The 26,487-nt window shown below is 73.9% G+C and carries 21 protein-coding genes, 2 pseudogenes and 1 riboswitch; of the genes and pseudogenes, 18 read left to right on the forward strand and 5 right to left on the reverse strand.

All coding sequences use genetic code 11. From position 1 onward, the window contains the following. Positions 1-87: 87 nt before the first annotated feature. Positions 88-327: a hypothetical protein gene (locus D7318_RS27220; protein WP_120699878.1), complete on the forward strand. Its 240-nt coding sequence runs from the start codon at positions 88-90 to the stop codon at positions 325-327. A 67-nt stretch (positions 328-394) separates the two neighbouring features. Here the strand turns inward: D7318_RS27220 and D7318_RS27225 are convergent, their stop codons facing one another. Next, positions 395-4,471, reverse strand: a complete 4,077-nt coding sequence (locus tag D7318_RS27225) for a serine protease (RefSeq protein ID WP_120699879.1) — start codon at positions 4,469-4,471, stop codon at positions 395-397. Between the two features lie 10 nt (positions 4,472-4,481). Next, complete coding sequence (locus D7318_RS27230) at positions 4,482-4,781, reverse strand: trypco2 family protein (RefSeq protein ID WP_120699880.1); 300 nt, start codon at positions 4,779-4,781, stop codon at positions 4,482-4,484. A 228-nt stretch (positions 4,782-5,009) separates the two neighbouring features. Between D7318_RS27230 and D7318_RS27235 the strand changes: the two genes are divergently transcribed. From D7318_RS27235 to D7318_RS27275, 8 genes are all read left to right on the forward strand, one after another. After that, positions 5,010-6,104 (forward strand): LacI family DNA-binding transcriptional regulator, encoded by a 1,095-nt coding sequence (locus D7318_RS27235; RefSeq protein ID WP_230424131.1) that lies wholly within the window; start codon positions 5,010-5,012, stop codon positions 6,102-6,104. Between the two features lie 62 nt (positions 6,105-6,166). After that, positions 6,167-7,795: an FAD-dependent oxidoreductase gene (locus D7318_RS27240; protein ID WP_120699882.1), complete on the forward strand. Its 1,629-nt coding sequence runs from the start codon at positions 6,167-6,169 to the stop codon at positions 7,793-7,795. 118 nt (positions 7,796-7,913) lie between these two features. Further along, positions 7,914-10,055, forward strand: a complete 2,142-nt coding sequence (locus D7318_RS27245) for a hydantoinase/oxoprolinase family protein (RefSeq protein WP_120699883.1) — start codon at positions 7,914-7,916, stop codon at positions 10,053-10,055. Continuing rightward, positions 10,052-10,747 carry a hypothetical protein gene (locus tag D7318_RS27255; RefSeq protein WP_230424133.1) on the forward strand — a complete coding sequence of 232 codons (696 nt, stop codon included), beginning with the start codon at positions 10,052-10,054 and terminating at the stop codon, positions 10,745-10,747. Before D7318_RS27245 ends, D7318_RS27255 begins: the two co-directional genes overlap by 4 nt. 6 nt (positions 10,748-10,753) lie before the next feature. Then, positions 10,754-12,043, forward strand: a complete 1,290-nt coding sequence (locus D7318_RS27260; protein WP_120699884.1) for a TRAP transporter large permease subunit — start codon at positions 10,754-10,756, stop codon at positions 12,041-12,043. A 63-nt stretch (positions 12,044-12,106) separates the two neighbouring features. Further along, positions 12,107-13,093, forward strand: a complete 987-nt coding sequence (locus D7318_RS27265; RefSeq protein WP_120699885.1) for a glycoside hydrolase family protein — start codon at positions 12,107-12,109, stop codon at positions 13,091-13,093. A gap of 161 nt (positions 13,094-13,254) precedes the next feature. Beyond that, positions 13,255-14,463 carry an NAD(P)/FAD-dependent oxidoreductase gene (locus D7318_RS27270; protein WP_120699886.1) on the forward strand — a complete coding sequence of 403 codons (1,209 nt, stop codon included), beginning with the start codon at positions 13,255-13,257 and terminating at the stop codon, positions 14,461-14,463. Between the two features lie 18 nt (positions 14,464-14,481). Further along, positions 14,482-15,417, forward strand: coding sequence for a sigma-70 family RNA polymerase sigma factor (locus D7318_RS27275; RefSeq protein ID WP_120699887.1), 936 nt, complete (start codon positions 14,482-14,484; stop codon positions 15,415-15,417). 57 nt (positions 15,418-15,474) lie between these two features. Here D7318_RS27275 and D7318_RS27280 read toward each other — a convergent pair whose 3' ends face one another. After that, the gene (locus tag D7318_RS27280) at positions 15,475-15,900 is read right to left on the reverse strand and encodes a hypothetical protein (protein WP_120699888.1); all 426 of its coding nucleotides are present in this window, start codon (positions 15,898-15,900) and stop codon (positions 15,475-15,477) included. Positions 15,901-16,201: 301 nt separating this feature from the next. Between D7318_RS27280 and D7318_RS34825 the strand changes: the two are divergent. Together D7318_RS34825 and D7318_RS35140 are read left to right on the forward strand one after the other, a co-directional pair. Beyond that, a pseudogene (locus tag D7318_RS34825) lies at positions 16,202-16,534 on the forward strand (nSTAND1 domain-containing NTPase); the annotation flags it as partial. Positions 16,535-16,550: 16 nt separating this feature from the next. Further along, a pseudogene (locus D7318_RS35140) lies at positions 16,551-16,655 on the forward strand (WD40 repeat domain-containing protein); the annotation flags it as partial. 239 nt (positions 16,656-16,894) lie between these two features. Here the strand turns inward: D7318_RS35140 and D7318_RS27290 are convergent. Continuing rightward, complete coding sequence (locus D7318_RS27290) at positions 16,895-17,893, reverse strand: LacI family DNA-binding transcriptional regulator (protein WP_120699890.1); 999 nt, start codon at positions 17,891-17,893, stop codon at positions 16,895-16,897. A gap of 215 nt (positions 17,894-18,108) precedes the next feature. On the opposite strand from D7318_RS27290, the gene D7318_RS27295 reads away from it, so the two are divergent. The 5 genes from D7318_RS27295 to D7318_RS27315 all read left to right on the forward strand — a co-directional run bounded on the left by D7318_RS27295 (position 18,109) and on the right by D7318_RS27315 (position 23,237). Beyond that, a complete protein-coding gene (locus D7318_RS27295; protein WP_120699891.1) occupies positions 18,109-18,954 on the forward strand; it encodes an ABC transporter permease in 846 nt (281 codons plus the stop codon). Between the two features lie 41 nt (positions 18,955-18,995). After that, positions 18,996-20,030, forward strand: a complete 1,035-nt coding sequence (locus D7318_RS27300) for an ABC transporter substrate-binding protein (protein ID WP_120699892.1) — start codon at positions 18,996-18,998, stop codon at positions 20,028-20,030. A 71-nt stretch (positions 20,031-20,101) separates the two neighbouring features. Next, positions 20,102-20,860 carry an ABC transporter ATP-binding protein gene (locus D7318_RS27305; RefSeq protein WP_120699915.1) on the forward strand — a complete coding sequence of 253 codons (759 nt, stop codon included), beginning with the start codon at positions 20,102-20,104 and terminating at the stop codon, positions 20,858-20,860. Between the two features lie 365 nt (positions 20,861-21,225). After that, the gene (locus tag D7318_RS27310; RefSeq protein ID WP_120699893.1) at positions 21,226-21,741 is read left to right on the forward strand and encodes a lytic polysaccharide monooxygenase auxiliary activity family 9 protein; all 516 of its coding nucleotides are present in this window, start codon (positions 21,226-21,228) and stop codon (positions 21,739-21,741) included. Between the two features lie 213 nt (positions 21,742-21,954). Continuing rightward, positions 21,955-22,112: riboswitch (cobalamin riboswitch) on the forward strand. Positions 22,113-22,196: 84 nt separating this feature from the next. Next, positions 22,197-23,237, forward strand: a complete 1,041-nt coding sequence (locus tag D7318_RS27315; protein WP_120699894.1) for an ABC transporter substrate-binding protein — start codon at positions 22,197-22,199, stop codon at positions 23,235-23,237. A gap of 26 nt (positions 23,238-23,263) precedes the next feature. Here D7318_RS27315 and D7318_RS27320 read toward each other — a convergent pair whose 3' ends face one another. Then, positions 23,264-24,472, reverse strand: a complete 1,209-nt coding sequence (locus D7318_RS27320; RefSeq protein WP_120699895.1) for an RNA-guided endonuclease InsQ/TnpB family protein — start codon at positions 24,470-24,472, stop codon at positions 23,264-23,266. Between the two features lie 161 nt (positions 24,473-24,633). On the opposite strand from D7318_RS27320, the gene D7318_RS27325 reads away from it, so the two are divergent. Both D7318_RS27325 and D7318_RS27330 read left to right on the forward strand, forming a co-directional pair. Further along, positions 24,634-25,665, forward strand: a complete 1,032-nt coding sequence (locus D7318_RS27325; protein WP_120699896.1) for a FecCD family ABC transporter permease — start codon at positions 24,634-24,636, stop codon at positions 25,663-25,665. Then, entirely contained in the window at positions 25,662-26,477 is an 816-nt protein-coding gene (locus tag D7318_RS27330) for an ABC transporter ATP-binding protein (protein ID WP_120699897.1), read from the forward strand. Before D7318_RS27325 ends, D7318_RS27330 begins: the two co-directional genes overlap by 4 nt. Positions 26,478-26,487 lie beyond the last annotated feature (10 nt).

Below are 26,487 nucleotides of genomic sequence, written 5' to 3' on the forward strand. Positions count from 1 at the left end.
AAGGCGAAATGCCGGAATTAGCAATGCATTTCCGTCACATCCGACCCGCGGCGCGGTGATCGCGCAGGGCGCGGGCACACTGGTCCCATGGTGATGCCCCGTGCCCAGTGCCCGCGCTGCGAGCGGACCGTGGCGGCCGCGCCGATCCCCGACGCCCCGGGCCGTGGGCGCCTGTGGCGGCACGACGAGCCCGGCACGCGCCGCGACGCCGACGGCGCCCTGGTCTCCTGCCCCGGCTCGCTCGAGGCCGTCGAGCTCCCCACGCCGGTCACGCAGCTGACGCTCGACGAGCGGGAGGACGCGGCGGCACCCGACGCCCTGTTCTGAACGCTCTGAACGCTCTGAACGCCGGATCCGGGCCGTGCGCAGGCTCCGCCGGGGCGGCGGCGCTCGCTCAGGCGCCGCCGTACCGACCGGACCGTTCGCGCAGGTGGCGCAGGGCGTCGGCGATCCGGCGGTCGACGTCGTCGCCGTCCGCGTGCGCGGCGGCCTCGTCAAGCAGCCGCTCGGCGGCGTGGTCGGCTCCCCCGCCGACGAGCAGCTCCGCGGCCGCGAGCAACTGGCGCTTGATCCGCAGGGTCATTCCCCGTCCGGTGGCGGCGGACGCGGCGCCGCGCAGCGCCGCCGCGGATGCGGTGGCGGCCCGTTCGGCGTCGCCCGCCGCCACGAGGACGTCCAGCGCCGCCATCACCTCGCCGACCTCGACGTCCTCACCCCCGGCAGCACCCCCGACCACGTCGCCCGCGAGGGCGGCCGCAGCGGCCCGCTCCCCCAGCCTGAGCAGGATCCGCGCCACGCCGAGGCGCTCCCCGCCGACCAGCCCTCGGGCGCGCGCCAGCTCGAGCAGCGCTCGCCGCCCCTCGGCGGGTCGGACCCGGCACAGCAGGTCGAACGCCTCGGTGCGTGCGTTCCAGACGTCGGTGGGCGGGCGTTCCACGAGGCGCAGCAGCAGCTCAACGCCCGCCTGCCGCGCGTCCACCGCGAGCAACCCCCGGACGACGTCGAGCGATTCGGCGGTGTCCTGGAGCTCTCCCCTCGAGAGCTCGACCAGCGCGTCGACGCCCGTCTGCCGGTCGTCGGACTCCACGAGGTCCATGGCGGCCTCACGGCGGATCTGCGGGTCCGCGTGCCGGGCCAGCCAGCGCAGCAGCTCCCGATGCCGCCCGTCGGCGGCGTCCCGCAGGAGCCGGGCCAGGGTCAGCGCCGTCGCGGGAGACGCCGTCACCCGGCCGCGCATCAGCGTGTCGAGGGCCGCGCGGACCTCGTCGGTCAGGCCCTGCTCCCACAACGAGCGGGCCAGCGCGAGCCAGTCGTCGAGCTCGGCGATGCCGTGCCCCGCCTCGGCGGATCCCTCGACGGTTCCCTCGGCGAAACCGGTCAACGCCTCGGTCGCGGGCGCCGGGTGCCCGGCCAGGGAGAGCGCCGCGAGGGACGCGGCCCGCGCCCTCCCGCCGGTCGCCGCGACGGCGCTGTCGGCGATCGCCCGCGCCGTGGCGACATGGCCCGCCGCCCGGTAGCTCTCGACGACGCCCACGATCTGTCCCTCGAAGTCCCTGGTGAGCCAAGGGCCTTCGGACGCGTGGGCCGCGAACATCTCCTCCACCACGCCATCGGCCCGCGTGCGAGCCCCGGCCCGCAGCAGCACCGCCACCTCCCTGGCATACAGCCACCCGCGCTCGGGCCGGTGCGGCGTCAGGAAGGAGAGCGCCCGGTCCGGCTCGCCCACCGCGACCGCCGCCTCGGCGGCGAGGCAGCGCGCCCAGGCGTCGCCGTCCGGCAGGACCAGCCGGTCGAGGAGCGCGTTCACCTCGGGGCGCGCCGCGCCGCCGAGCCGGGACAGCTTGTGGGCGACGAGCGCGCGCACATCGGAGACGCCCACGCTGAGATTGCCGCGCGGGCCGCTCTCGTTGTACTGGGCGGGCTCGGCCAGCTCCAGCAGGGGCCCGACGGCCGCGCGCAGGGGGCGCGGGCCGAAGACCCGGCCGAGCGTGACCACCGCGTCGGCGCGGGCGGCGGCGGGGAGCCGTTCGTCGTGTGCCATGTCCCCAAGGGCGCTCCTGGCCCGGTCGCGCCGCGGCTGGGCGGCGATGATCCGGCAGAAGTGGTCCCCGGTGAAGCGCGAACGGGCGCGTTCGAGTAGACGGCTCACGACGCGTTCGGCCAGGGGCGCGGACGCGGCGACGCCCTCGGCGAGCAGCCGTCCGGCGAGCGCCGCGTGCGCGTCGAGGCGCGTGCTGTCGTCGCCCATCACGATGCCTCCGCCGCGGGACAGCGCGTGCGGGTCGAAGTCGTCGCTCGCGTCGGCCAGGAACGCGAGCAGCCGCTCCGCCGAGGTGCCGGGCCGCTCGGCCCAGCAGGCGACGGTCAGCACGGCCTGCTCCTGGCCCGCACCGGCGAGCGCCCGCCGCAGCAGCGCGTCGGCGCCCGGGGCGGCGCCCGGCCAGTCGTGCGGCAGCTCATCGGCCGCGAGCCGGGCCGCCAGGTACTCGGGAAAGCTGCGGTGCCGCCACGTCGGCGCGCCTGACTCCTCGTCGAGGGTGAACAGCCCGCTCCCGGTCAGCAGCCCGGCCACCAACTCGGGCCAGCCGACCAGGAAGTCGGAAGACCCGGGGACGCCGCGGCGGGTCCAGTCGACGGCGGCCGCGAGGAGCGCGGGGTCGTCCACGGGTGCCACGGCCGCGAGGTGCTGGAACAGCGCCACCCGGTGGTCCAGGAGCCACTCGGCCGCCGCCGCGCCGAGCCCGACGGCGACGGCCGCGGAGCGGAACGCCGCCCGGCGCTCGGCCTCCCCCTCGCGGCCCGCGAGCAGATGGGCGATGAACTCCCGGTACAGGCCCGCCCGTCCCGAGGGCAGCGCCGGGGCACCCGCCCCCTCCGCACCCTCCGCCCGCTCCGCACGCCGGTGGATGTCCAGGGTGAGCGTCGCCAGCAGGGGCGTCCTGACGAGCTGGCGCAGGCCGTTCTCGGCGACCTGCCGCAGAAAGGCGTCCACCCGCTCGTCCACCCGTTCGGGCACCCGCTCGTCCACGTCCGACGGCGGGTGGCCCCCGGGGTCGGCCAGCCAGCCGCGGGCGAGCGCGCGCACCTCGTCGTCGTCGAACGGCGCCAGCGTGAACCGCCCGAAGCCCGCCTCCGCCAACGGCTCCCGCGCCTCGGCGCGCAGCGGCCTGGTCGTGACGATCCACCGGTAGGGGCTTTCGGGTCCCCGGGCGTCGGCGGCGATCGAGGCGACGACCCGCTCCCTGTCCACCGGGTCGGCGATCTCGTCGAGCCCGTCGATCAGCAGCAGCCACGGGTCACCGCCGGGCGCGCGCTCGAAGAGGTCGTCGGGCAGCTCGCGCGTCAGCCGGACGCTCAGCCGCGCGCGGACCGAGCGGCGCAGCAACGACGGCAGCGGGGCGTCGCCCGTCAGATGCGCGGCGGGCACGGCCACCGCGACCGGCTCCCCCGGTGAACGGCCCGTCAGCCGGGCCGTGGCGAGCGTGGTGACCAGGTGCCGGACGAAGGTGGACTTCCCCGCGCCCGAGACGCCCTCGATGAGCAGATGCCGGTGGGTGGCGACCGCCAGGGCCGCCGGGACGCGCTCGGCCGCGAGCCCGGTGCCGTTCCCCTGCCCGCCCTCCCTCATGAGGCGCTGCGGGACATGGACGGGGTCCGCGCGTGGCGCGGGGTGGCCCGCGAGGCGGTAGGAGGGGGCCGCGGCGGCGGCCCGTTCGGCGGTGAGCAGCGCGCGGAGGCTCTCCTCGCGCAGCGCCTCGGGCCCCGGCGCGGGGCCGACCTCGGTGAGCTGCCCGGCCGGTGGCAGGCCGAGGAAGAGCGCCAACTCGGCCAGGCGTGCGGCGTCGAGTCGCTCGTACCACGTGTCCACGCGGCCCGCCGCGAGCTCGCCGAGGCCGTCGGACCTGTGGTGTCGGCGGACGATCCCGATGAGGCGGCCCTCGCTCCACACGGCGGCGCCCGACATGCCCTGCCACGGCGAGACGCGCGGGTCGGGGTCGTGCTCGGGCGGCGGCACGCGCAGCGAGAGGGTGCTCTCGCGCAGGTTCGACCAGGGGCTGGCGACTCCCCGCACATGCGAGGAGTCGCGGTACCAGGTCCCGGCGTCGGCGTCGGCGCGCAGCCGGTGGCGCGGGAACCCCAGGGCGCTGCACGCCAGGTCGCCGTCCCGCTCCCCGACGCGCCCGTAGCGCACCGGCGCGACGGGGCCCTCGGGACGGCCGCTCTCGGGGAGCGCCACCACGGCGACGTCGATCCCCGGGTCGCGCCACAGCACGACGCCCTCGGCCGTCCAGGCCCCGGGGCGGTCCGCGCGGAACCGGACGCGCACCGTGCCCGCGTCGCCCACCACATGGGCGGCCGTCAGCACCATGCCCGCGGTGACCCGGTAGCCCGATCCGCGCTCGTCGACGTCCTGGCCCGGGCCGCCGACGAGGATCTCCGCGGCCCGGTCGGGGTCGAGTCCTGGGCCCATGACTCCCCGGTCAGCGCTCGCCGGGGACGGCCGCGCCCGAGACCTCGGGGCGCCGCCCCGAGGCGGCCACCCTGGGCTCGAGCGTGAGCTTGACGCGCTGGGTGGCGGCGCGGGAGACCTTGCCCTGGCCCTCGGCGTCCACCACCCAGAAGCGGACCTTGGACCCGGCCCCGGCCTCCCTGGTGATGACCACCTCGACCTCGAGCTCGATGGGTCCCACCTCGAACCGCACGGCCTGGCCCGCGCCCGCGGTGATCGCCGCGTCCAGCTCGTTCCGCAGCTCCTCGATCACCTTCGCCAGCTCGATCACAGCGCGCCCCCTCCCTGACGTACCGCCACCGGAACCCTAGCGCGGCCGGGGGTGACGACGTTCACTCGTCCGGGTTCCCGAAGCGGCGGGATCCGGACGGGAAGATCCTCCGCGCACGGGTCTTGACGTGGGCCAGATGGAGCAGGCACAGTGCCAGCTAATTCGCATTAGTCCGGCCGTGGTCAGGCACACGCATCAGCTAATGCGTATTAGTCGGAAGGTGGAGAAGTGACCGAAAGGGAGCCCCGCGCGGCGCGGCGTGGGCGGCCTCGGCAGGCCGAGGTGGCGCGGCTCGCGGGCGTCTCGCAGACGACCGTGTCGCTGGTCCTCGGCGGCAACAAGCAGGGCATCGTCATCCAGGAGGCCACCCGCGCCCGGGTGTTGGAGGCGGCGCGGACGCTCGGCTACGTCCCCGATCCCGCCGCGCGGCGGCTCGCGGCGGCGCGGAACAACCTGCTCGGGGTGTTCAGCTTCACCGCCACGTTCCCCACGGCCGTCGAGCACTCCTACTACCGCTTCCTGGTCGGCGTCGAGCAGGAGGCCGCCGCGCGCGGCTACGACCTGGTGCTGTTCACCGGGTCGAGCAGCGGCGGCGCGGGGGCCGGGGCGCCGGGGGCGCTGGACCGGGTGCGGCTGGCCGACGGCTGTCTGCTCCTGGGGCGGCACGTGCCCACCGAGCCGCTGCGGCGGTTGGTGGCGGACGGCTTCCCGCTGGTCTCCATCGGCCGCAGGGAGGAGCCCGAAGGGCTGGCCTGGGTCGGGGCCGACTACGCGACGGCGAGCGCCGAGGTCGTCGGGCACCTGGCGGGGCTCGGGCACCGCGGGGTGCTGCTGGTCCGCGAGGACGACGACGCCCCCGCGTCGGCCGACCGGCAGCGCGGCTTCGTCGAAGGGCTCGCCGCCGCCGGGCTGCCCGCGCCCGATGGCACGGTCGTGCGCACGGCGCGGCCCGCCGCGGAGATCGACGCCGCGTGGGTGCGGGCCCGATACGCCGAGGGCGTCACCGCGTTCGTGGCCGAGGAGACCGACACAGGGGACGCGTGGCGGGCGCTGACCTCCGCCGTGGCGGGGGCCGGTCTTCGGGTGCCCGACGAGGTGTCGCTCGCGCTGCTCGGCTCCCCGTCCGCCGACCTGTCGGGGCAGCCCGAGCCCACCGGGTTCGACATCCCCAGGGCGGAGTTGGGCGCCACCGCCGTCCGCCTGCTCACCGACCTGCTCGCCGACCCCCTCGCCGAAGGGGAACGGCCCTCGGCGGGCCTGGTGAGCTGCGGCTTCCGCCCCGGCGTGACCGTGGCGCCGCCCCCGCGCCGCGCCGCGCCGTGAACGCCGCACCGCACGTACCGGGCGCCGACCGCGCCCCGAGCACCGACCGAGGAGAGGCTTCCATGCCGGAACCGACCAGCCCACCCGCCGAGACCGACGTCCTGATCGTGGGCGGCGGCCTGGGCGGGGTCGCCGCAGCGCTCGCCGTCTGCCGGGCCGGACGGCGCGCTGTGCTGACCGAGGAGACGGACTGGATCGGCGGGCAGTTGACGGCGCAGGCCGTGCCGCCCGACGAGCACCCGTGGATCGAGCAGTTCGGCGCCACCGCGACCTACCGGGCCATGCGCGGCCACATACGGGACTACTACCGCCGCTGGTACCCGCTGCGTTCCGAGGCCCTGGCGGTCGCCGAGCTGAACCCGGGCGCCGGGCGCGTCAGCAAGCTGTGCCACGAGCCGCGCGTCGCGCTCGCCGTCCTCGAGGCCATGCTCGCCCCGCACCGCGCGGCCGGGCGGCTGACGGTGCTGACCGAGCACCGGCCGGTCGCCGCCGATGCCGAGGGCGACGCGGTGCGCGCGGTGACGCTGCTCGACACCCGCGAAGGCGTCCGCCGCACGGTGACGGCGCCCTATGTGCTGGACGCCACGGAGACCGGGGAGCTGCTCGACCTCGCGGGCGTCGAGCACGCCGTGGGCGCCGAGGCGCGCGCCGAGTTCGACGAGCCGCACGCGCCCGACGAGGCGCAGCCGCTCAACCAGCAGGGCATCACCGTGTGCTTCGCCGTCTCCCACCACGAGGGCGAGAACCACGTGGGGGAACGCCCCGCCGACCACGCGTTCTGGCGCTCCTACCGCCCGGACTTCTGGCCGGGGCCGCTGCTGGGGTTCACCGCCCCCGACCCGCGCACGCTCGAGCCGGTGGAGCGTTCGTTCCGGCCCAACCCGCAGGCCGACCCGCTGGTCGTCGCCGCCGACCAGAGCGCGGACGCGGGCGACAAGGAGCTGTGGGGCTTCCGCCGCATCCTGGCGCGTGGGCTGCACAGGCCGGGCGCGTTCGACTCGGACATCACGCTGGTCAACTGGCCGCTGAACGACTACTGGTTGAAGCCGCTGGTCGGCGCGGGCGACGAGGTGGCGCGTGAGGCGCTCGCGGGGGCGCGCGAGCTGTCCCGCTCGGTGCTGTACTGGCTCCAGACCGAGGCGCCGAGGGCCGACGGCGGCACCGGCTTCCCCGGCCTGCGGATCCGCCCCGATGTGACGGGCACGCCCGACGGCCTGGCCAAGTCGGCCTATGTGCGGGAGGCCAGGCGGATCAAGGCGGTCACCACCGTGACCGAGCACGACGTGGCGATCGACCTGGTCGGCCCCTACGGCGGCACCAGGCACCGCGACTCGGTGGGCGTCGGCGGCTACCGCATCGACCTGCACCCCTCGACCGGGGGCGACGACTACATCGACATCGGCTCCGTGCCGTTCGAGATCCCGCTCGGCGCGCTGCTGCCGCGCCGGGTCACCAACCTGCTCCCCGCGGGCAAGAACATCGGCACCACCCACATCACCAACGGCTGCTACCGGCTCCACCCCGTGGAGTGGAACGTCGGCGAGGTGGCCGGGGCGCTCGCCGCCCACTGCCTCGACGCCAAGGTCACGCCGCACCAGGTGCGAGAGGAGGAACAGCGGTTCGCCGACTTCGCCCGGGTCCTCGACCGCGCGGGCGTCGAGCGCCACTGGCCCGACGTCCGCGGCTACTGAACGCCCGGGCCCCGGCGGCCCGCACCCGTGGTCGGTGGGATCCGGGCGGGACAGCTCCACCTGTCCCGCCCGGCACCGCCCACTTCCGACATGGCACACAAGGAGGTGTCCCTCGAACATGACCGCTCAACGGACCACTCACCGCCTGCGCGTCGGCATCGACGTGGGCGGAACCTTCACGGACGCGGTGGCGGTCGACGCCACCTCGCTCGAGCTGATCGGCCAGGTGAAGGTGCCGACCAGCCACCACCATCGCGACGGCGTCGCGCATGGCATCGTGGAGGCGCTCGACCGGCTGCTCACCGAGATCGGCCGCGCCCCCGAGGACGTGACGTTCCTCGCGCACGGCACGACTCAGGCTACCAACGCCCTGCTCGAGGGCGATGTCGCCCCCGTGGGGCTGATCGGGATGGGGAAGGGGCCCTCCGGGTTCCTCACCCGCCGCCTCGCCGCGCTCGGCAAGCTCGAGCTCGCACCGGGGCGCAGACTGCCGCTGCGCTACGCCCACCTCGCCGACCCCGGCGACCCGGACGCCGTGCGGGACGCGGTGGCGCGGGTCCACGAGGCGGGCGCCGAAGTCGTCGTCGCCACCGAGCCGTTCAGCGTGGACGCGCCCGAGGGCGAGGAGGCGGTGGCCGCGGCGGCGCGCGCCGCGGGCCTGCCGGTGACCACGGCGCACGAGATCACATCCCTCTACGGGCTCGGCAAGCGCACCCGCACCGCCGTCGTCAACGCCGCGATCCTGCCCAGGATGCTGGCCACCGCCGACCTGGTGGACACCTCGGTGGTGAAGGCGGGCGTGCGGGCGCCGCTCATGGTGATGCGCTGCGACGGCGGCGTGATGTCGCTCGAGGAGATGCGCCGCCGCCCGTTGCTCACCATCCTGTCGGGCCCCGCGGCCGGGGTGGCGGGCGCGCTGATGCGGGAACGGGTCAGCGAGGGCGTCTTCCTCGAGACCGGCGGCACGTCGACCGACATCAGCGTCATCCACCGCGGCAAGGTCGCCGTCCGGCACGCCGAGATCCTCGGCCGCGGCTCCTACCTGCCCGCCCTCGATGTGCGGACGGTCGGCGTCGGCGGGGGCTCGATGGTGCGCGTCGGCGGGGGCGCGGTGGTCGCGGCGGGGCCGCGCAGCGCCCACATCGCCGGGCTGCCCTACGCCTGCTTCGCCGACCCGGACGACCTGCGGGACGCCACGCTCACCCGGATCCGCCCCATGGAGGGCGACCCGGACGACTACGCCGTGATCGACGCGGCGGGCGGCCGTTTCGCCGTGACGATGACCTGCGCGGCCAACGCGCTCGGCCGGGTCCCCGAGGGCGACTTCGCGCGCTCGGACCCCGCCGCCGCGGCGGCGGCGCTCGCCCCGCTCGCGCGGGAGCTCGGCACGGACGTGGCGGGCGCGGCGCGGGCCGTGCTCGACGCGGGCGCGGCCAAGGTCAGGGAGGTCGTGGACCGGATGATCCGCGACTACCGGCTGGACGAGGACGCCGTCGTGCTGGTCGGCGGCGGGGGCGGCGCGGCGTCCGTCACGCCGCACCTGGCGGCGCTCGCGGGGCTGCCGGGGAAGATCGCCGAGCACAACGAGGTGATCAGCCCGGTGGGCGTGGCCCTCGCGCTGGTCCGCGAGCAGATCGAGCGGATCGTGCCCGGCGCCACCCAGGAGCAGATCCTCGGGGTGCGCAACGAGGCCGAGCAGGCCGTGGTCGCGCAGGGCGCGAGCCCCGACGCGGTCGAGGTGGAGGTGACGGTCGACCCGCAGACCAGCACCGTGCGGGCCATCGCCACGGGCGCCACCGAGCTGCGCACCCAGGACCGCGCCCACCGCGCGGACGACGCCGAACGCCTGCGCGCCGCCGCGGCCAGCCTCAAGGTGGAGCCCGAGCGGGTGGAGGTGCTCGCGGGCACCCCGTCCCACACCGTCTACGGGGCGGTGCGACGGCGGCGGCTGCGGCGGGCGTTGCACCCGGTGCGGGTGCTCGACGCCGACGGGGTGGTGCGGCTGCACGCGGCCGACGCCCGGGTGGCCACCACGACGGTCGCCGAGGCGCCGGGCGTGCTTGCGGAGCTGGTGCGCGAGGCCACCTTCTACGGCGACGGGGGCGTCCGTGCCCCCGCGGTGCGCCTGTTGCTCGGCACCAGGATCGCCGACCTGTCGGGCGTGCTGGACGCCGAGCCGCTGCTGGCGCTCGCCCGCAGCGAGCTGCGCTCCCGCACCGGGGACGAGCCGGTCGTCGCGGTGCTCGAGGTGCGGTCATGAACGCCTCGCCCCGCGCCCCCCGCCCGAGCGCCCCCGCCCACCGGAAGGCGCCGAAGGGCGCCTCGTTGGCCGAACGCCTCGGCCCCGCCCGCCTCGAGCGGCTGCTCGCCGAGTGCGCCGAGCTGGCCGAACGCGACGACACCGCGTTCGCCGTCACCCTGCTGGCCGGGACGCCGACCCACGAGGCGCGCGACGAGCGGGATCTGCGCCGCTGGGCGGTCGCGGCCACGCGGTTCGGCGCCGAGCTGGCCGCCGACGCGGCGGACGGCGAGCGGCCCCGGGTCGTGGAGCGCTCGGGCGGCCTCGACGAGGACGTGCCGCTCCTGGCCCGCTACCGCTCACGGCCCGAGCCGACCGTCGAGGTGTTCCTGGACACCGTGGCGTCGGCCGAGGAGCTGATCGAGCTGCTCGGCTGGCGTGACCTGTACCCCACGGGCTCGGTGCGCGCCGCCGCGCTCGCCCACGAGGCGGGCCACCACCGGCTGCACGACCCCGCCGTGAAGCGAAGGCTGCGGGTCGCCCTCGACCATCCGGTGCTGCGCCTGGGCCGTTGGCGGCTGCTCGGCCATGTCGCGGGCGCCGACGAGATAGCGGCGCACGCCTACGCCGGGGCCGCGCTCGGCCTCGGCAGAGGCCCGCTGCTGGTGACCGCCGCGCTCGCGCGCGCGGTCGCCGCCCTGCGAGAGGACTGAGAACCCATGGGAATCGTCATTCTGCTGATCATGCTGGCCGGCGTCGTGCTGATGCTGACCCGCAAGCTGCCCACGGCGTTCGCCCTGGTCCTCCTCGGCGTCGCCGTCGCCCTGGTGGTGGGGGCGCCGCTGACCGGGGAGGCCAGCGTCTTCGACACCGTCCTCCAGGAGGGCTCGGCCAGGCTGGCGGCCACCATGATCGCCATCCTGCTCGGCTCGTGGCTCGGCAAGCTGCTCGACGAGACGGGCATCGCGGGCACCCTGGTCCGCAAGATCGTGGAGTTCGGCGGGGACCGGCCCACCGTGGTCGCGCTCGGCGTCCTCGGGATCTCCGCGCTCGTCGGCACCGTCACCGGGTCCGCGCCCGCCGCGATGCTCGCGGGCATCATCGGCATCCCCGCGATGATCGCGGTGGGCGTGCCCAAGGTGACCGCCGCGGGGACCATCCTCATGGGCATCGCCGCGGGCATGCCGTTCGAGCTGCCGGTCTGGCAGTTCTTCTCGACCGCGCTCGACCTGCCGGTGGACACGGTGCGGAGCTTCATGATGAAGCTGTTCCCGTTCGCCGCCTTCTTCGCCGTGCTGTTTGTGCTGGTGGAGACCCGGCGGCGTGGCGTGGAGCACACGTGGTCGCTGCGGTCGTTCGACGCGCGCCCCGACCGGCGCCCCTCGCGGCGTGAACGGCTCGGCGACGCGCCGTGGTACGCGCTGTTCACGCCTGCGGTTCCGCTGGTGCTCGCCCTGGTCTTCGAGGTGGCGATCATCCCGTCGCTGCTCGCGGGCGTGCTCTTCGCGCTGGTCACCACGACGCGCCCGCGCGACATGAACACCCGCCTGCTGCGCACCCTGTACTCGGGCTTCGACGTGGCGGCCGCGCCCATCGCGCTGTTCGTGGCGATCGGCGTGCTGCTCGCGGCGGTGCAGCTGCCCGACTCCGTCGAGGCCCTCGAGCCACTGGTGGAGAACGTCAGCCCGCAGAACCCCGTGCTGTTCGTGCTGGTCTTCACCGCGCTGGTGCCGCTGTGCCTGTACCGGGGGCCGTTGAACGTCTACGGCCTCGGCGCGGGCATCGCCGGGGTGCTGATCGCGGCGGGGATCTACCCGGCCGTGGCGGTGCTCGGCCTGACCGCCTCCTACAACCAGGTGTTCGGCGTCGCCGACCCCACCAGCACGCAGACGGTGTGGAGCGCCCAGTACTCGGGCGTCAGCCCCCAGCAGGTGATGGTCAGGACGCTGCCCTACGTGTGGTGCGTCGCCCTCGGCGGCTTCGTCGTCACCGCGGCGCTGCACCTCTGAACGTTCCCCCACACGACCCGTACCACTGAAGCGACCCGTACCACTGAAGCGACGGAGTCCCCCATGTCCCTGAACCGCCGTACCTTCCTGTCCGCCGCCGCGGCCTCCGGCGGCCTGGTCGCCCTCGGCACATCCGCGACCCCGACCGCCGCGGCGCCGGGCGGCTTCCCCGACTACACCTACCTGCGCACGCTGCTGACCCCGGGCCAGCTCTCCTACAACCCCACCGGCGAGATCATCTTCCCCTGCGTCAGGGGCGTCTACGACCGGCTGTCGTCGGCGCTCGGCCGCTACTACCTCTACTACGCGCCGCACGACGCGCCCGGCGGCATCTGCCTGGCGTACGCGGACTCCATCGACGGCCCCTACACCGAGTACCCGGGGAACCCGGTCGTCTCGCGCGCCTGGTCACCGCACTACTCGGTCAGCCATGTCTCGTCCCCGCACGTGATGTGGCACGAGGGGGAGCGCGAGCTGTGGCTGTACTTCCACGGCGAGAACACCACGACGCGTCTGGCCCGTTCGTCCAACGGCGTCGACTTCGTCTACGACCGCACCGTGCTGACCACCTCGATGCTGCCTTCGGGCACCACCGAGGCGTCCTACGCGCGCGTCTTCCCGCACGCGCTGCCCGACCGCGGCGCGCGCCATGTGATGCTTTTCATGATCAACACCACGGCCAACCACCGGTCGATCGGCTGGGGTTGGTCGGCCGACGGGCGCAGCTGGAGCTTCGCGGACCAGCCGCTCGTCAGGCACTCCGACGTGGGCGTCAACGACCTGAGCGGCCCGCACCTGCTGACCAGGAACGGCTCCGCGTTCGTCGTCTACCACACCGACAAGGCGAGCGGCGGGACCATCCGCATCACCGAGGTCGGCGCCGACTTCTCCCGCCGGAACCATCTGGGCGTCTTCTACCGGCCGTCGGCCGGGGCACCGGACAACGGCCGGGCCGCGGCACCGGCGTTCGGCACGGACCGCGGGGTGCCGTACATGATCTACGAGGCGGGCGACCGCCTCGCCGGGAGCATCGCCATCGCCCGCGGCTGAACGGCGCGTGACCCGCCGCCCCCCGGAACCCGGGGGGCGGCCCGGCGCGTTCGAGGGCGCGCGCCCCGCCGTGCGCGGTGACCCATGTCACATCCGACTCCCGTCAGGAATCGGGGAGCCGTCTCGCTCAAGGGGCAAGCGAACCCGACAGGAGCGACACCATGAAGCACCGCATCGTCGTCCTCGGCGCCGGATACGCCGGGGTCTACGCCGCCGGAACCCTGGCCCGCCGCCTCTCCCCCGCCGACACCGCGATCACCGTCGTCAACGCCGAGCCCGACTTCGTCGAGCGGATGCGCCTCCACCAGCTCGCGGCGGGCCAGGACATCGCGAGCCGGAGGCTCACCGACATCTTCGCGGGCACCGGGGTGAAGCTGCGCGTGGCGCGCGTCACCGCCGTGGACCCAGGGCGCGGGACCGTCTGGATGACCGAGAGGGACGGCGACGGGCTCCCCCACGAACTCCCCTACGACACACTCCTGTACACGCTCGGCAGCGCCGTCGCCGACCATGGCGTCCCCGGCGTCGCCACCTATGCCTTCGACGTCGCGGGGCGGCCATCGGCGCTGCGCCTGCGCGAGCGCCTCGACACCCTCGAAGCCCTGGGCCAGGGCGGGAACGTGCTGGTCGTCGGCGAGGGCCTGACGGGCATCGAGGCGGCCACCGAGATCGCCGAGTCACGCCCTGGCCTCTCGGTCGCGCTCGCCGCCCGCGGCGAGCTGGGCGCCTGGCTCTCCCCCGGCGCCCGCGGCCACCTGCGGCGCGCCTTCGACCGGCTCGGCATCACCGTCCACGAGCACACCACCATCGAGGCCGTGGAGCCGACGCGGGCGATCGGCGCGGACGGCGCGTCCTTCGCTTCCGACGCGACCGTGTGGGCGGCCGGGTTCGCCGTCCACCCCATCGCCGCCGCCAGCGGCCTCGAGGTCGCGGGCACCGGCCGGATCGTCGTCGACGGCACGATGCGGTCCGTCTCGCACCCCGACGTCTACGCCGCGGGCGACAGCGCCCACGCGATCGACGGGAACGGCCGCCCGCTGCCGATGTCCTGCGCCTCGGCGGGCGTCACGGTCAGGCAGGCGGCGGACGCGATCGTGGGCAGCCTGACCGGCCGAAAGATCCCGAGCACGTCGCTCACCTACTACGGCAACCACATCAGCCTCGGGCGGCGCGACGGGATCATGCAGCTGGTCGACGGCGAATGGCACGCGAAGTCCTGGTCGGTGCGCGGCCGGACGGCCGCGCGCACGAAGGCGGGCATCCTCAGGGGCGCGCTGTGGGGCGTGGCGCACCCGACGTTCGGCATGCCCAAGCGCAGGCGCCGCCTGGCCACGGGGCTCGCCCGGTCCACGGAGAGGGTGGCCGTCTAGGCTCCTGGGATGAGCGGGATGGACAGCGCCTCCACCGAACGGTTCGAGGCCAGCCGGGACCGGCTGGCCTCGCTCGCCTACCGGCTGCTCGGCTCGGCCGCCGACGCCGAGGACGCCGTGCAGGACGCGTTCCTGCGCTGGCAGGCCGCCGACCGCGATCTGATCGCGGTGCCAGAGGCGTGGCTGACCAAGGTCGTCACCCATCTGTGCCTCGACCGGCTCCGCTCGGCGCGGGCGCGCCGCGAACGCGCGGTCGGCGCCTGGCTGCCCGAGCCGCTCCTCGAGAACGACCCGATGCTCGGCCCGGCCGACACGTTCGAGCAGCGCGAGTCGGTGTCCCTCGCGGTGCTGATCCTCATGGAACACCTCTCCCCGGTCGAGCGGGCCGTCTACGTCCTGCGCGAGGTCTTCTCCTACCGGCACGCCGAGGTCGCCGAGATGCTCGACATCTCCGAGTCGGCGAGCCAGCAGCACCTCCACCGGGCCAGGCGGCGGGTCGCGACGGCGCGCCGCGGCGGCGAGGCCGACCCCGCGTCGGCGCGCCGGATCGTCGAGGAGTTCCTCGCTGCGGCCTCGTCGGGGCGCACCGAGCGGCTGGTGGCGTTGCTCACCGACGACGCGACCGCGATGTCGGACGGCGCCGGGCGGGCCAGGACGGTGCTGCGCTACGAGACCCCCGCGCGCGTCGCGGTCGTCGCGCGGGCCGCCCTCGCGCCGACTCCCGCGAAGCGGCGGCTGATCGGCGGCTCGCCCGCGCTGCACTTCGCGCTGGTCAACGGCGGCCCCGCGCTGCTCGCCGTGCTCGACGACCGGCTCGTCGGCGCCGTGACGTTCGACATCGGCGACGGCAGGGTCGCGGCCATGCGCGGCTTCGCCGACCAGGCACGCCTCACCAGGCTCGCCGAGGCATGGCGGCGGCACGAGCCCGACGCGCCGCTCGTCGCGGCGTGGTGACCTGGTCCGGCTCCGCCGCCGCCCCGGGCGGGATCCCCGACGAGCCGCCGGGGCCGGTCAGAACTTCGGGTCGAGGAACGACCCCCATGTGTGGTCGCCCGAGGCGCCCAGGGTGTAGCGGGTGCCGATCTCCACCTCGTCCCAGTCGGGGTTGTCGGGGTCCAGCAGACTGTTGTTGAGGTACTGGTCGCCGTCGGGGACCATGCAGATCTCCCAGTGGTACCAGCCTTCTCCGAGGTACATGTCGGGGCGGTTCGTGTCGGACCGGTCCTCGAGATACACGCCCCAGTCGTAGTGGCCCGCGGCCAGGAAGATGTCACGGGACTCGCAGATGCTCACGCTGCCCGGCGGTGGCATCTGGGCGAGGTAGGCGGTCCTCTCCTGGTGAACGGTCTCGGCCGCCGACGCGGTACCCGACGTGCCCAGGACGACCGCGCCGAGGAGGGCCAGGAGTGTGGGGAGGCGTCGCGCGATTCGCGCCATGATCGCATCCTTTCGCTTCCGATGAGTTCGGTGAATTCGATGAGGTGGACCGGTGCACCCGAGACAGCGGGACGGGCGGGTCCGGCGTGCGCGGCCGGTGCCCGCGGCGCCCCCGGCTCAGGTGACCCCCTCTCAGGTATAGGGCCGGGCAGGCGGGACCCCTCCCGGCCGCGGCGGGGCGTTGGCGGCTCGCGGCCGCCTTCCCGTGAGCGGGTCGACGCCCCGGTGGCGGCGGGGAGGCGGAAGCCTCGCGATCGCCCCGCACAGTCAACAGGGCGTCGCGGCAAGGCTTGTGTGAGTAATGGTCACGGCGATCGCCGCCCCGGGCGTGTACCAACGCGGCCTGGGCATCGCCTACGCCACCCCGACCGAGGTGCCGCGCAAGGCGGTTCCGGATCTGGCCGAGCGAGACGTGTGCCCCTACCCGGGCCTGGAGCCGTTCACCGCCGAGCACGCCGCATGGTTCCACGGCCGCGAGGCGGCGATCGACCATGTGCTCGAGGCCCTGCGCAGGCATCGGCTGGTGCTCCTGCTCGGCCCGTCAGGAGCGGGCGAGTCCTCGCTCGTCCAGGCCGGGGTGCTGCCCGCGTTGGCCGACGGTCGGATCGTTCCGGGCGGCGACCGCTGGCTGCCCGTGCTGACCCGGCCTGGGCCACACCGGGGCGGTGAACTCGATGGCCTTCTCCCCGGACGGGAGCACGCTCGCCACCCCGAGCGACGACGGGTCCGTGCGGCTGTGGGACGTGGCGCTCCCGGACGCGGAGGAGATCACGCGGCGGATCCGCCGCGCTCTCGAGCGGGACTTCACCGACGAGGAGCGTCCGCAGTACCTCATGGGCATGGCCGATGAGCCCGTGTGCCCGACGTCGCTGGCCACCTGAGCGGCGCACGCCCCGCCGCGGCGGGCTCGCGCCCGGGTCGGCGACGCCCGGGTTCGGGGCGTCAAGCGGTGGGCGCGGGCGCGTTCGCGGACGGCCGTGTCGCCCCGCGGGCGTCAGCCCCTGCGCGGGGGGCACGAGGCCCGCAGGATCACCTCGCCCGGCACGCTGATGTCCTCGGTGGGCAGGGCCGTGCCGTCGAGGGCGAGATCGGCCGCACGGCGGCCGATCTCGGCGAGGGGGAAGCGCACGGTGGTGAGTTGGGGGGTGACGTCCGCGGCGGTCGCGATGTCGTTGAACCCGGTGACGGCGATGTCGCGGCCCGGCTCGATCCCGCTGTCGCGCAGCGCGGTCATCGCGCCGACCGCCATGAAGTCGTTGCCCGCGCACAGCACGTCGGCGTCGGCGATCCGCCCCGACTCGATCAGCCGCCGCATCGACCGGTACCCGCCCAGGCGGTCGAAGGTGTCGCTCTCGACCATCGCGATCTCGCCGCCCAGCGAGGCGAGCCCCTGCCGCAGGCCCTCCGTCCGCTCGGCCACGGTCAGCAGCGACTCCGAGCCGGTGATCACCGCCGCCCTGCGGTAGCCCAGGTTCGCGATGGCAACGCCGAGCTCCCTGGCGCCCGAGGTGTTGGCGGGGTGCACCGCGCCGAGACCGCCGACCGGCTGGCTCAGGAAGATGGCCCTGCCGCCGCTGTCGGTGAACCCCCGCAGCTCGGCGAGGAGCGCGTCGGCGTGCGGGCTGTGCGACACGCGGCTGCCGCTCACCAGGATGGCGCGCGGCCGCTGCCCGCGGATCAGGCGCAGGGAGGCCAGCTCCCACTCGCTGTCCCGCGCGGTGACCGCGATCGTCACGATCACGCCGTGCGCGTGGGCGGATTGGGCGACCCCCTCGGCGATGGCCGAGAAGTACGGGTCGTCGATGCTGCTGACGAGCAGGGCGAGCACGGGGGCCATGCCGCGGGCCATGGCCTGCGCCGACAGGTCCGTCCGGTAGTCCAACTCCCGTGCGGCGCGCAGGACTCGCTCCCGGTGCTCCTGGCCGACCTTGCGGTCGCTCTCGTTGAGCACCCGGGACGCCGTGGCCAGGGAGACTCCGGCCCGAGCGGCCACATCCGTGAGCGTGGCGTTTCCGCTGGTCGCCCTCGTCCTCTTCCGCTTCCTTCGACCCGACCCTTGCACAGGCATTGACCCTCCACCGACGCCAACTTAATATCCCGGAAATGGGAAAGCGCTATCCCACTTCCGCGGGCACCACGGGTAAGCGCTTTCCCAGCATAGCGAGGGTTCTCACCATCGTCCCCACCGAAGCGTGACGTGAGGTCCGCATGACTCAACAGGCACAGCAGGCCACAGCCCTTCCTTCAGTCCCGCTGCCCCAAGGGACACCGAGCCGCAGGCGCCGTCCTTCGCGTGGAGTGATGGCGGCGGTCTACCCCGCCACGTTTCTCGCGCTGCTGGTGGTGGCGTGGTTCGCCGTCACCGCCACCGAGCTGGTCGAGCCCTACATCATTCCCTCGCCGGGAGACACGTGGCAAGCGTTTGCCGACTACCCCGACTACCTGTGGGAGCACACGCTCGTCACCACGGGCGAGACCATCGCGGGCTTCGCGATCGCCGGCGTCGTCGGCGTCCTCTTCGCCGTCCTGATGGTCTACTCGTCCACGCTGGAGAAGACGTTCTACCCGCTCATCCTGTTCGCCCAGGTGATCCCGAAGATCGCGATCGCGCCGCTGTTCGTGGTGTGGCTCGGCTTCGGCGCCAGTCCCAAGATCCTCGTGGCCGTGCTCATGGCCTTCTTCCCCGTGGTGATCTCCGGGATCAGCGGCCTGCGTTCGGTCGACCCCGAGCTCCTCGAGCTCACCTCGACCATGGGCGCGTCCCCGGTCAAGACGTTCTGGAAGGTCCGCTTCCCCGCGGCGCTGCCCGAGCTGCTCTCCGGCCTCAAGGTCGCCGCGACCCTGGCGGTCACGGGCGCGGTCGTGGGTGAGTTCGTCGGCGCCAACTCCGGTCTCGGCTATGTGATCCTCCAGGCCAACGGCAACCTCGACACGGCCATGCTGTTCGCCGCGCTCATCATCATGTCCATCCTCGGGATCCTGCTCTTCGCCGTGATCCAGGTCGCCGAGATGTTCCTGATCCCCTGGCACGCGTCGCGCCGCAACCGACGCTGAACCGCCCTCTCCACCATCCCTCTTCGACCGAAGGATGCCTCATGGCCACTCGAACGTCCCTCAGGCCTGCGCGCTCCGCCCTGACCGCCCTCGTCGCCGTGACCAGCGCCCTCGCCCTCGTCGCCTGCGGAGGCGACGAGGAGGCGGGGGGCAACGGCGGTGACGAGGTCACGTTGCAGCTCAACTGGTACCCCTACGGCGAGCACGCCCCCTTCTACTACGGCGTGGAGGAAGGAATCTTCGAGGACCACGGGATCTCGCTCTCGATCGAGGCGGGGCAGGGGTCCGCCAGGACCGTACAGGCCATCGGCCAGCAGGACTTCGACTTCGGCTGGGCCGACACCCCCGCGGTGCTGGCCAACATCGACAGCGGGGTCGACGTGAGATCCGTGGGCGTCTTCCTCCAGTCCACCCCGTCGGCGGTCCAGGTGTTCAGCGAGACGGGCATCGAGGAGCCCGCGGACCTCAGCGGCAGGACGATAGCCGTCTCCGCGGGTGACGCCGTCACGCTCACCTTCCCCATGTACCTGGAGGCCGTGGGGCTCTCCGAGTCCGACGTCCAGCAGCAGAACCTCGACTCCGCGGGCAAGAACGCGGCGATGATGAGCGGCCGGGTCGACGGCCTCATCGGCTTCGCCCACGACCAGGGCCCCACGCTCTCGAGCGAGAGCGGCAAGGAGGTCACCTACCTGCGGTACACCGACGCCGGGCTGAACTTCTTCAGCAACGGCCTCATCGCCCACACCTCCACCATCGCGGACGACCCCGACCTCGTCGAGCGGATGGTGGCCGCCACCTCCGAGGCGTTCGCGGCCGCACAGGAGTCCCCCGAGGACGCCGTCGCCGCCATGGACACCGGGGATCCGCAGATGCCGGACACGGATGTGCTCCTCGCCCAGTGGGAGGAGACGATCTCGCTGCTCAGCACGGAGAACACCGCGGACCTGGCGCCGGGCCACACCGCCGAGGAGGACTGGCGGCAGACCATCGAGGTGCTGGCCGAGGCGGGGCTCATCGGCGAACCCCAGGAGACCGAGGCGTACTTCGACGCCTCGTTCACGACGGGAGGGGAGTGAGCGTGCCCACGAGGACCGCCGACGGCGACCGGCGCGGACCGCGGGGCGGGGCGGCCCGGCCGCAGGGCCCGATGGTCGCCGTCCAGGGCGTCGACGTCACGTTCAGGACCAAGAGCCGCACGGTGCACGCGCTCAGCGGCATCGACATGACCATCGAGCCCGGCGAGTTCCTCAGCATCGCGGGCCCCTCGGGCTGCGGGAAGTCGACCCTGCTGCGGGTCATCGCCGGGCTGACCGAGCCGAGCGCGGGGCAGGTGACGCTCCGCGGCACGCCCGTGGTGGGCCCCCGCCGCGACGTCGGGTTCGTCTTCCAGCGCGCGGCGCTCCTGGACTGGCGCACCGCCCGCAGCAACATCCTGTTCCAGGCCGAGATGCGCGGACTGCCGAAGGCGTGGGCCCGTAAGCGGGCCGACGAGCTCATCGAGATGACCGGCCTGACCGGCTTCGAGAACGCCATGCCCTTCGAGCTCTCCGGCGGCATGCAGCAGCGCGTCTCCCTCTGCCGCGCCCTGCTGCACGAGCCCGACGTCCTGCTCATGGACGAGCCCTTCGGCGCCCTCGACGCGCTCACCAGGGAGAACATGAACGTCGAGCTGCGCCGCGTCTGGGAGGCCACCGGCATGACCGTCGTGCTGGTGACGCACTCGGTGACCGAGGCGGTGTACCTGGCCTCCCGCGCCATCGTGATGGGCCCGCGGCCCGGGCGCGTCATCGAGGAGTTCACCGTCGACATACCGGGGCACCGGGAGTACGAACCGACGCTGGAGAGCCCGGAGTTCCAGCGGCTCAGCGCCCGCGTCCGCGAACTCCTCGGCTCGGGCGCCGACTGAGGGACGGGATCGACCTCGGCACCGCCCGGTGCCCGACCGCCCCGCTCGGGAGCGTCGGCCACCGGGCGGTGCCGCGTGTGGTCCGGACCGGAGGGGTTTCGGCCAGGGTGGACCGGATCCGGCTCTCCTCGCTCGTCGCGGCGAAAATCTTGTGCCGACTTATTGCCCTTCGCGAGCCCCCGGTGGCATGGTCTAGACCTAGGGCCCAGCGCCACAGAGAGTGAAGTCCGGTGACGGCGGCTCGCGTCGACGAGCCGCGCCGTCCGGCCTCAGCGCAACCCCCACCCCCCCTTCTCGCCGCCGCGGATCGCGCCGGACCTCCCGCCCCGCACGGTCCACTCCGGCGACACGACGCAGGAGTTGTCATGCACAGGAAGACGAAACTGGCCGCCGTGATCGGCGCCGCCATCGCCCCGCTCCTCGCGGTGAGCCTCCCCGCCCCGACGGCGAGCGCCCACGGATACATCAACTCACCGGCGAGCCGACAGGCCCAGTGCGCCGCCCGCACCGTCTCCTGCGGCTCCATCCAGTGGGAGCCGCAGAGCGTGGAGGGCCCGAAGGGCCAGCGCAACTGCCACGGCGGCGTGGCCCGCTTCGCCGAGCTCAACGACGACAGCAAGGGCTGGCAGCGCCACAACGTCGGCTCCTCCACCAGCTTCAGGTGGACGCTGACGGTCCAGCACCGCACCAGCACCTGGCAGTACTACGTCGGCAACACCCTGGTCGCCGAGTTCGACGACGGCAACTCCATCCCCGGCCAGACCGTGACCCACAACGTCAACTTCGGCAACATCCGCGGCAACCAGAAGGTCCTCGCCATCTGGAACATCGCGGACACCGGCAACGCCTTCTACGCCTGCGTCGACGTCAACATCGGCTGACGCGGCGGTATCCGTCGCCGACGGGACCCGGCAGGCCGGACGCGGTCGGCCGGGGGGCGTCGGCGGAGCGTTGCGGTGGGACACGAGGGCCTTCCGTGGCAGCGGTGCGGGACGCGCGTTCCGCACCGGCCCCGGAGGGCCCTCACGTGTGCCCGCACTTCGGCGGTCGATCCATCGGCGGAACGGGTGAATCCGCTGTGGTAGCTTGCCGGGGCCAGTCGAACCCACGTGCGTGGGTCAGGGAATCCGGTGCGAATCCGGAGCTGACGCGCAGCGGTGAGGGGGACGGGCGGGGCATCAGCCACTGGACCACGAGCTCGGTCCGGGAAGGCGCCTCGTCCGGGTGAACCCGAGTCCGAAGACCTGCTGGCGGCCTCCGCGCCCGATGCCGTGCCGCGGAGGGACACCGTCCGCCAGGGTTCCGCGTTCGAGCCCTCGACATCCGGGGAAGTCCCATGCCGGTCGCGCACTTCGTCCGTCGTTCCGTCCCGCTCCTCTCGGGGGTCCTGCTCCTGACCGGCTGCGCCGCCGACGATCCCTCGCCGCCCCCGTCGTCGCAGGCGGGGGCGGGTGGTCATCCGCTGGAGATCGACAACTGCGGGCGCGCGGTGGAGGTCGCCGAGCCGCCGCGGCGGGCGGTCTCGCTGAACCAGGGCACCACCGAGATCCTGCTCTCCCTCGGCCTGGCCGACCGGATGGCCGGGACCGCGGGCTGGACCGACCCGCTGCCGGGGGCGCTCGACGAGGCGAACGCGTCGGTGCCCCGCCTCGCCGACAACGCGCCCTCGTTCGAGCGGGTCCTCGACGCCGAACCCGACTTCGTCGCCGCGTCGTTCGCCTCCATGCTCGGCACGGGGGGCGTGGCCACCCGCGAGCGGTTCGACGAGCTCGGGGTGCCCACGTATCTCTCCCCCGCCGACTGCGTCGGCAAGGACAACAGCGGCGGGGGCGACGGGGCGCGCACCGAGGCGTTCACCATGGAGGCGGTGCACGGCGAGGTCCGCGACCTGGCCAGGGCCTTCGGCGTCGAGGAGCGCGGCGATGAGCTGGTCGCCGAGCTCGAGGCGCGCGCGGCGCGGGCCACCGCGGGCATCGACGCGTCGGGGGTGACGCTCCTCTACTGGTTCGCCAACTCCGAGTCCCCCTACCTGGCGGGCTGTTGCGGTGCGCCCGGCGCCATCACCGAGGCGCTGGGCGCGGAGAACGTCTTCGACGACACCCGCGAGGAGTGGCCCCAGATCAACTGGGAGACGGTCGCCGACCGCGACCCCGACGTCCTGGTGCTCGGCGATCTCACCCGCAGGTCGCAGACGTCCGAGAGCGCGGCGGAGAAGATCGCGTTCCTTCAGGCGCACCCGGTCACCCGGAACATGACCGCCGTCAGGAACGAGCGGTACGTGCTGCTCAGCGGCCAGGCCATGAACCCGACCATCCGCACCGTCGAGGGCATGGAGCGGGTGGCCGAGGGGCTGCGCGCGTTCGGGCTCGCGGAGTGAGGCACGGCTTGGCTTCCTCCCCCGTCTCATGGGCGGGGGGTTCCAGCGGTCGCCCGCTGGGTTTCCTGTTTCATCGACGACTGCCCTGTCCGGGAGGACTCCCGTTGAGGTCTTACACCGTCTCCACAGGCTGCTGCCGCCAGCCCGGCGGCCAGGACGTTGCGTGCCGCGTTCACGTCACGGTCATGCACCGCGCCACACTCACACGTCCACACGCGGACGTTCAACGGCATCCTCGCCGCGACCGTGCCGCAGGCCCCGCACAGCTTCGAGCTGGGGAACCACCGGTCGATCACCACGAGTTCACGCCCGTACCAGGCACACTTGTACTCCAGCATGAAGCGAAGCTCCGTCCAGGAAGCGTCCGAGATGGCGCGCGCGAGACGCCCGTTCTTCAGCAGGTTGCGGACGGCGAGGTCCTCGATCACGACCGTTTGGTTCTCACGGACGAGCCGAGTGGTGAGCTTGTGGAGGAAGTCCCTGCGCCGGTCGGCGATCCGGGCGTGGACCCGGGCGACCTTCCGGCGGGCCTTCTCGCGGTTGGCCGAGCCCTTCGCCTTGCGGGACAGCTGGCGCTGTGCGCGGGCCAGGCGGGCGCGGTCACGCCGCTCGTGCCGGGGATTGGCGATCTTCTCCCCGGTGGACAGGGTCACCAGGGAGGTGATGCCCGCGTCGATGCCGACCGCCGCGCCCGTGGCGGGGGCCTCGGTGACGGTGTCCTCGCACAGCAGGGACACGAACCAGCGGCCCGCCGCGTCACGGGACACCGTCACGGTGGACGGCTCCGCCCCCTGGGGCAGCGGACGCGACCAGCGGATGTCCAGCGGCCCGGACATCTTCGCCAGCGTCAACTCCCCCTCACGCCACGTGAAAGCGCTTCGGGTGTACTCGGCCGACGCCCTCGACCTCTTCCGCGACTTGTAGCGGGGGTATTGGGCCCGCTTGGCGAAGAAGCTGGTGAAGGCGGTCTGGAGATGTCTCAGGGCCTGTTGGAGCGGGACGGAGGACACCTCGCCCAGGAAGGCGAGTTCCCCGGTCTTCTTCCATTCCGTGAGCGCGGCGGACGACTCCATGTAGGAGATCCGGCGCTGCTCGCCGTACCAGGCCCGGGTGCGTTCCTCCAGCGCCTTGTTGTACACCAGGCGGACACAGCCGAACGTCCGCGACAGCTCCGCCGCCTGCTCGTCCGTGGGGTAAAAGCGGTACCTGAACGCCCGCTTGACCTGCCGCACCACACCTCACAACCTATCAGCTCCCGCGTGAATGGCAGGCGTCGGCCGGTGAGCGGCGCACGCCGCTCCGCCCTGACGGCGAACCGGCATTCCCTGCACTGCTCCGCAGGAGCCTCGTTTCCTCCCCGGCCTGAAGGCCGGGGTATCCACGAAGGAAAGCCCTGATGAGGGCGGCCGCGCGTGACGGCCTGCTGTGGGCGGCCGGACTCGCCGTGCTGTGCGCCTCCGTCGCCGCCGCCGTCACGATCGGGCCCGCGGCCATCGGCGTCGGCGACGTCTGGTCCACCCTGGCGTCCCGCCTGGGCTGGGGCACGTCGGACCTCACGGTGCTGCGGGGCGAGATCGTGTGGAACCTGCGGCTGCCGCGCGCCCTGCTGGCCGCCGTGTGCGGGGCCGGGCTCGCGGTGTGCGGGGCGGTGATGCAGTCGTTGCTGCGGAACCCGCTCGCCGACCCCTTCGTGCTCGGCGTCTCCTCGGGGGCGTCGACCGGGGCCGTCGTGGTGGTCGTCCTCGGCGCCGGGGGCGGCGCGCTGTCGATCTCGGGGGGCGCGTTCCTCGGGGCGGTCTGCTCCTTCGCGCTGGTGCTGCTGCTCAGCCACACCCTGGGCGGCGCCCCCGACCGGGTGGTCCTGTCCGGGGTCGCCGCGATGCAGCTGTTCTCCGCGCTCACGTCCTTCGTGGTGATGACGGGCGCCGACGCGGAGACCACCCGCGGCGTGCTGTTCTGGCTGCTCGGTTCGCTCGGCGGGGCGGACTGGACGGACGTGTGGCTGTGCCTTGCGGTGCTGCTCGCGGTCCTGGTGGTGTGCCTGGGACACGGCAGAACCCTGGACGCCTTCGCCTTCGGGCAGGACGCGGCGGCCTCGCTCGGGGTCTCCGTCGCCCGCACCCGGCTGATCCTGCTGTGCGCGACCGCGCTGCTGACCGGCGCGCTCGTCAGCACCGCGGGGGCCATCGGCTTCGTCGGCCTGGTGCTGCCGCACGCCGCCAGGGCGTTGACAGGTCCCGGGCATGGGCGGCTGCTCCCCGCCTGTGCCCTGGCGGGGGCGGTGTTCCTGGTGTGGGCCGACACCCTGGCGCGCACCGCCCTCGATCCGCAGGAGGTGCCGGTGGGGGTGGTGACGTCCCTGATCGGTGTCCCGGCGTTCGTCCTCGTGCTGTTCCGCACCCGCCGCGGCGTCGGGAGGGCGTCATGACGCTCAGGGCCGAGGGGGTCTCGCGTTCCGCCGGTGGGCGGCTGATCCTCGACGGTGTCGACCTGACGCCGCGTCGGGGCGGGACGACGGGCGTGCTCGGACCGAACGGGTCGGGCAAGTCGACCCTGTTGCGCCTGCTCGCCGGCGTCCTCTCCCCCGCCCGCGGGGTGGTCACCCTCGACGGGTGCCCGATGGGGGAGCTGCGCCGCAGGGCGGTCGCCAAGCGGGTGGCCGTCGTCGAGCAACAGGCGGATACTCAGGTCGAGTTGACCGTTGCCGACGTTGTGCGGCTCGGCCGTGTCCCGCACCGGAGCGCCTGGCGCCCCGGCTCGCCCGAGGACGAGGAGGCCGTGGCCACCGCCCTGGAGCGGACGGGGCTGACCGGCCACGCGGAACGCTCGTGGCACACGCTCTCCGGGGGCGAACGCCAGCGCGTCCAGGTCGCCCGCGCCCTCGCCCAGCGGCCCCGCGAGCTGCTGCTCGACGAGCCGACCAACCACCTGGACATCCAGCACCAGCTCGATCTGCTGGCCCTCGTCGCCGCGCTCCCCCTCACCGCGGTCGTGGCCCTGCACGACCTCAACCTCGCCGCGATGTACTGCGACGACCTCCTGGTGCTCCGGCGAGGACGCGTGGTGGCCCGTGGCGCCCCCGCAGACGTCCTCACCGAGGAACTCATCGCCCATGTCTACCGGGTTCGCGCCGACGTCACCCCGTCGGGGCCTGGCGGGCGCCCTCACATCCGGTTCCTCGGCACCCTCCCGCCCTCGGGTCCCGAAGGCGCCCCCGCTTCCCATGAACATCTCGCGTAGGAGGAACTTG

Source organism: Streptomyces radicis, from assembly GCF_003626575.1.
GTDB lineage: Bacteria > Actinomycetota > Actinomycetes > Streptomycetales > Streptomycetaceae > Streptomyces > Streptomyces radicis.

Coding starts and splice junctions, on each gene's coding strand:
- D7318_RS27255 (WP_230424133.1), top strand. CDS start 10,052: ATGAACGCCTCGCCCCGCGCCCCCCGCCCGAGCGCCCCCGCCCACCGG.
- D7318_RS27325 (WP_120699896.1), top strand. CDS start 24,634: ATGAGGGCGGCCGCGCGTGACGGCCTGCTGTGGGCGGCCGGACTCGCC.
- D7318_RS27330 (WP_120699897.1), top strand. CDS start 25,662: ATGACGCTCAGGGCCGAGGGGGTCTCGCGTTCCGCCGGTGGGCGGCTG.
- D7318_RS27300 (WP_120699892.1), top strand. CDS start 18,996: ATGGCCACTCGAACGTCCCTCAGGCCTGCGCGCTCCGCCCTGACCGCC.
- D7318_RS27220 (WP_120699878.1), top strand. CDS start 88: ATGGTGATGCCCCGTGCCCAGTGCCCGCGCTGCGAGCGGACCGTGGCG.
- D7318_RS27260 (WP_120699884.1), top strand. CDS start 10,754: ATGGGAATCGTCATTCTGCTGATCATGCTGGCCGGCGTCGTGCTGATG.
- D7318_RS27225 (WP_120699879.1), bottom strand. CDS start 4,471: ATGGGCCCAGGACTCGACCCCGACCGGGCCGCGGAGATCCTCGTCGGC.
- D7318_RS27275 (WP_120699887.1), top strand. CDS start 14,482: ATGGACAGCGCCTCCACCGAACGGTTCGAGGCCAGCCGGGACCGGCTG.
- D7318_RS27280 (WP_120699888.1), bottom strand. CDS start 15,900: ATGGCGCGAATCGCGCGACGCCTCCCCACACTCCTGGCCCTCCTCGGC.
- D7318_RS27270 (WP_120699886.1), top strand. CDS start 13,255: ATGAAGCACCGCATCGTCGTCCTCGGCGCCGGATACGCCGGGGTCTAC.
- D7318_RS27265 (WP_120699885.1), top strand. CDS start 12,107: ATGTCCCTGAACCGCCGTACCTTCCTGTCCGCCGCCGCGGCCTCCGGC.
- D7318_RS27245 (WP_120699883.1), top strand. CDS start 7,914: ATGACCGCTCAACGGACCACTCACCGCCTGCGCGTCGGCATCGACGTG.
- D7318_RS27315 (WP_120699894.1), top strand. CDS start 22,197: ATGCCGGTCGCGCACTTCGTCCGTCGTTCCGTCCCGCTCCTCTCGGGG.
- D7318_RS27240 (WP_120699882.1), top strand. CDS start 6,167: ATGCCGGAACCGACCAGCCCACCCGCCGAGACCGACGTCCTGATCGTG.
- D7318_RS27295 (WP_120699891.1), top strand. CDS start 18,109: ATGACTCAACAGGCACAGCAGGCCACAGCCCTTCCTTCAGTCCCGCTG.
- D7318_RS27310 (WP_120699893.1), top strand. CDS start 21,226: ATGCACAGGAAGACGAAACTGGCCGCCGTGATCGGCGCCGCCATCGCC.
- D7318_RS27305 (WP_120699915.1), top strand. CDS start 20,102: ATGGTCGCCGTCCAGGGCGTCGACGTCACGTTCAGGACCAAGAGCCGC.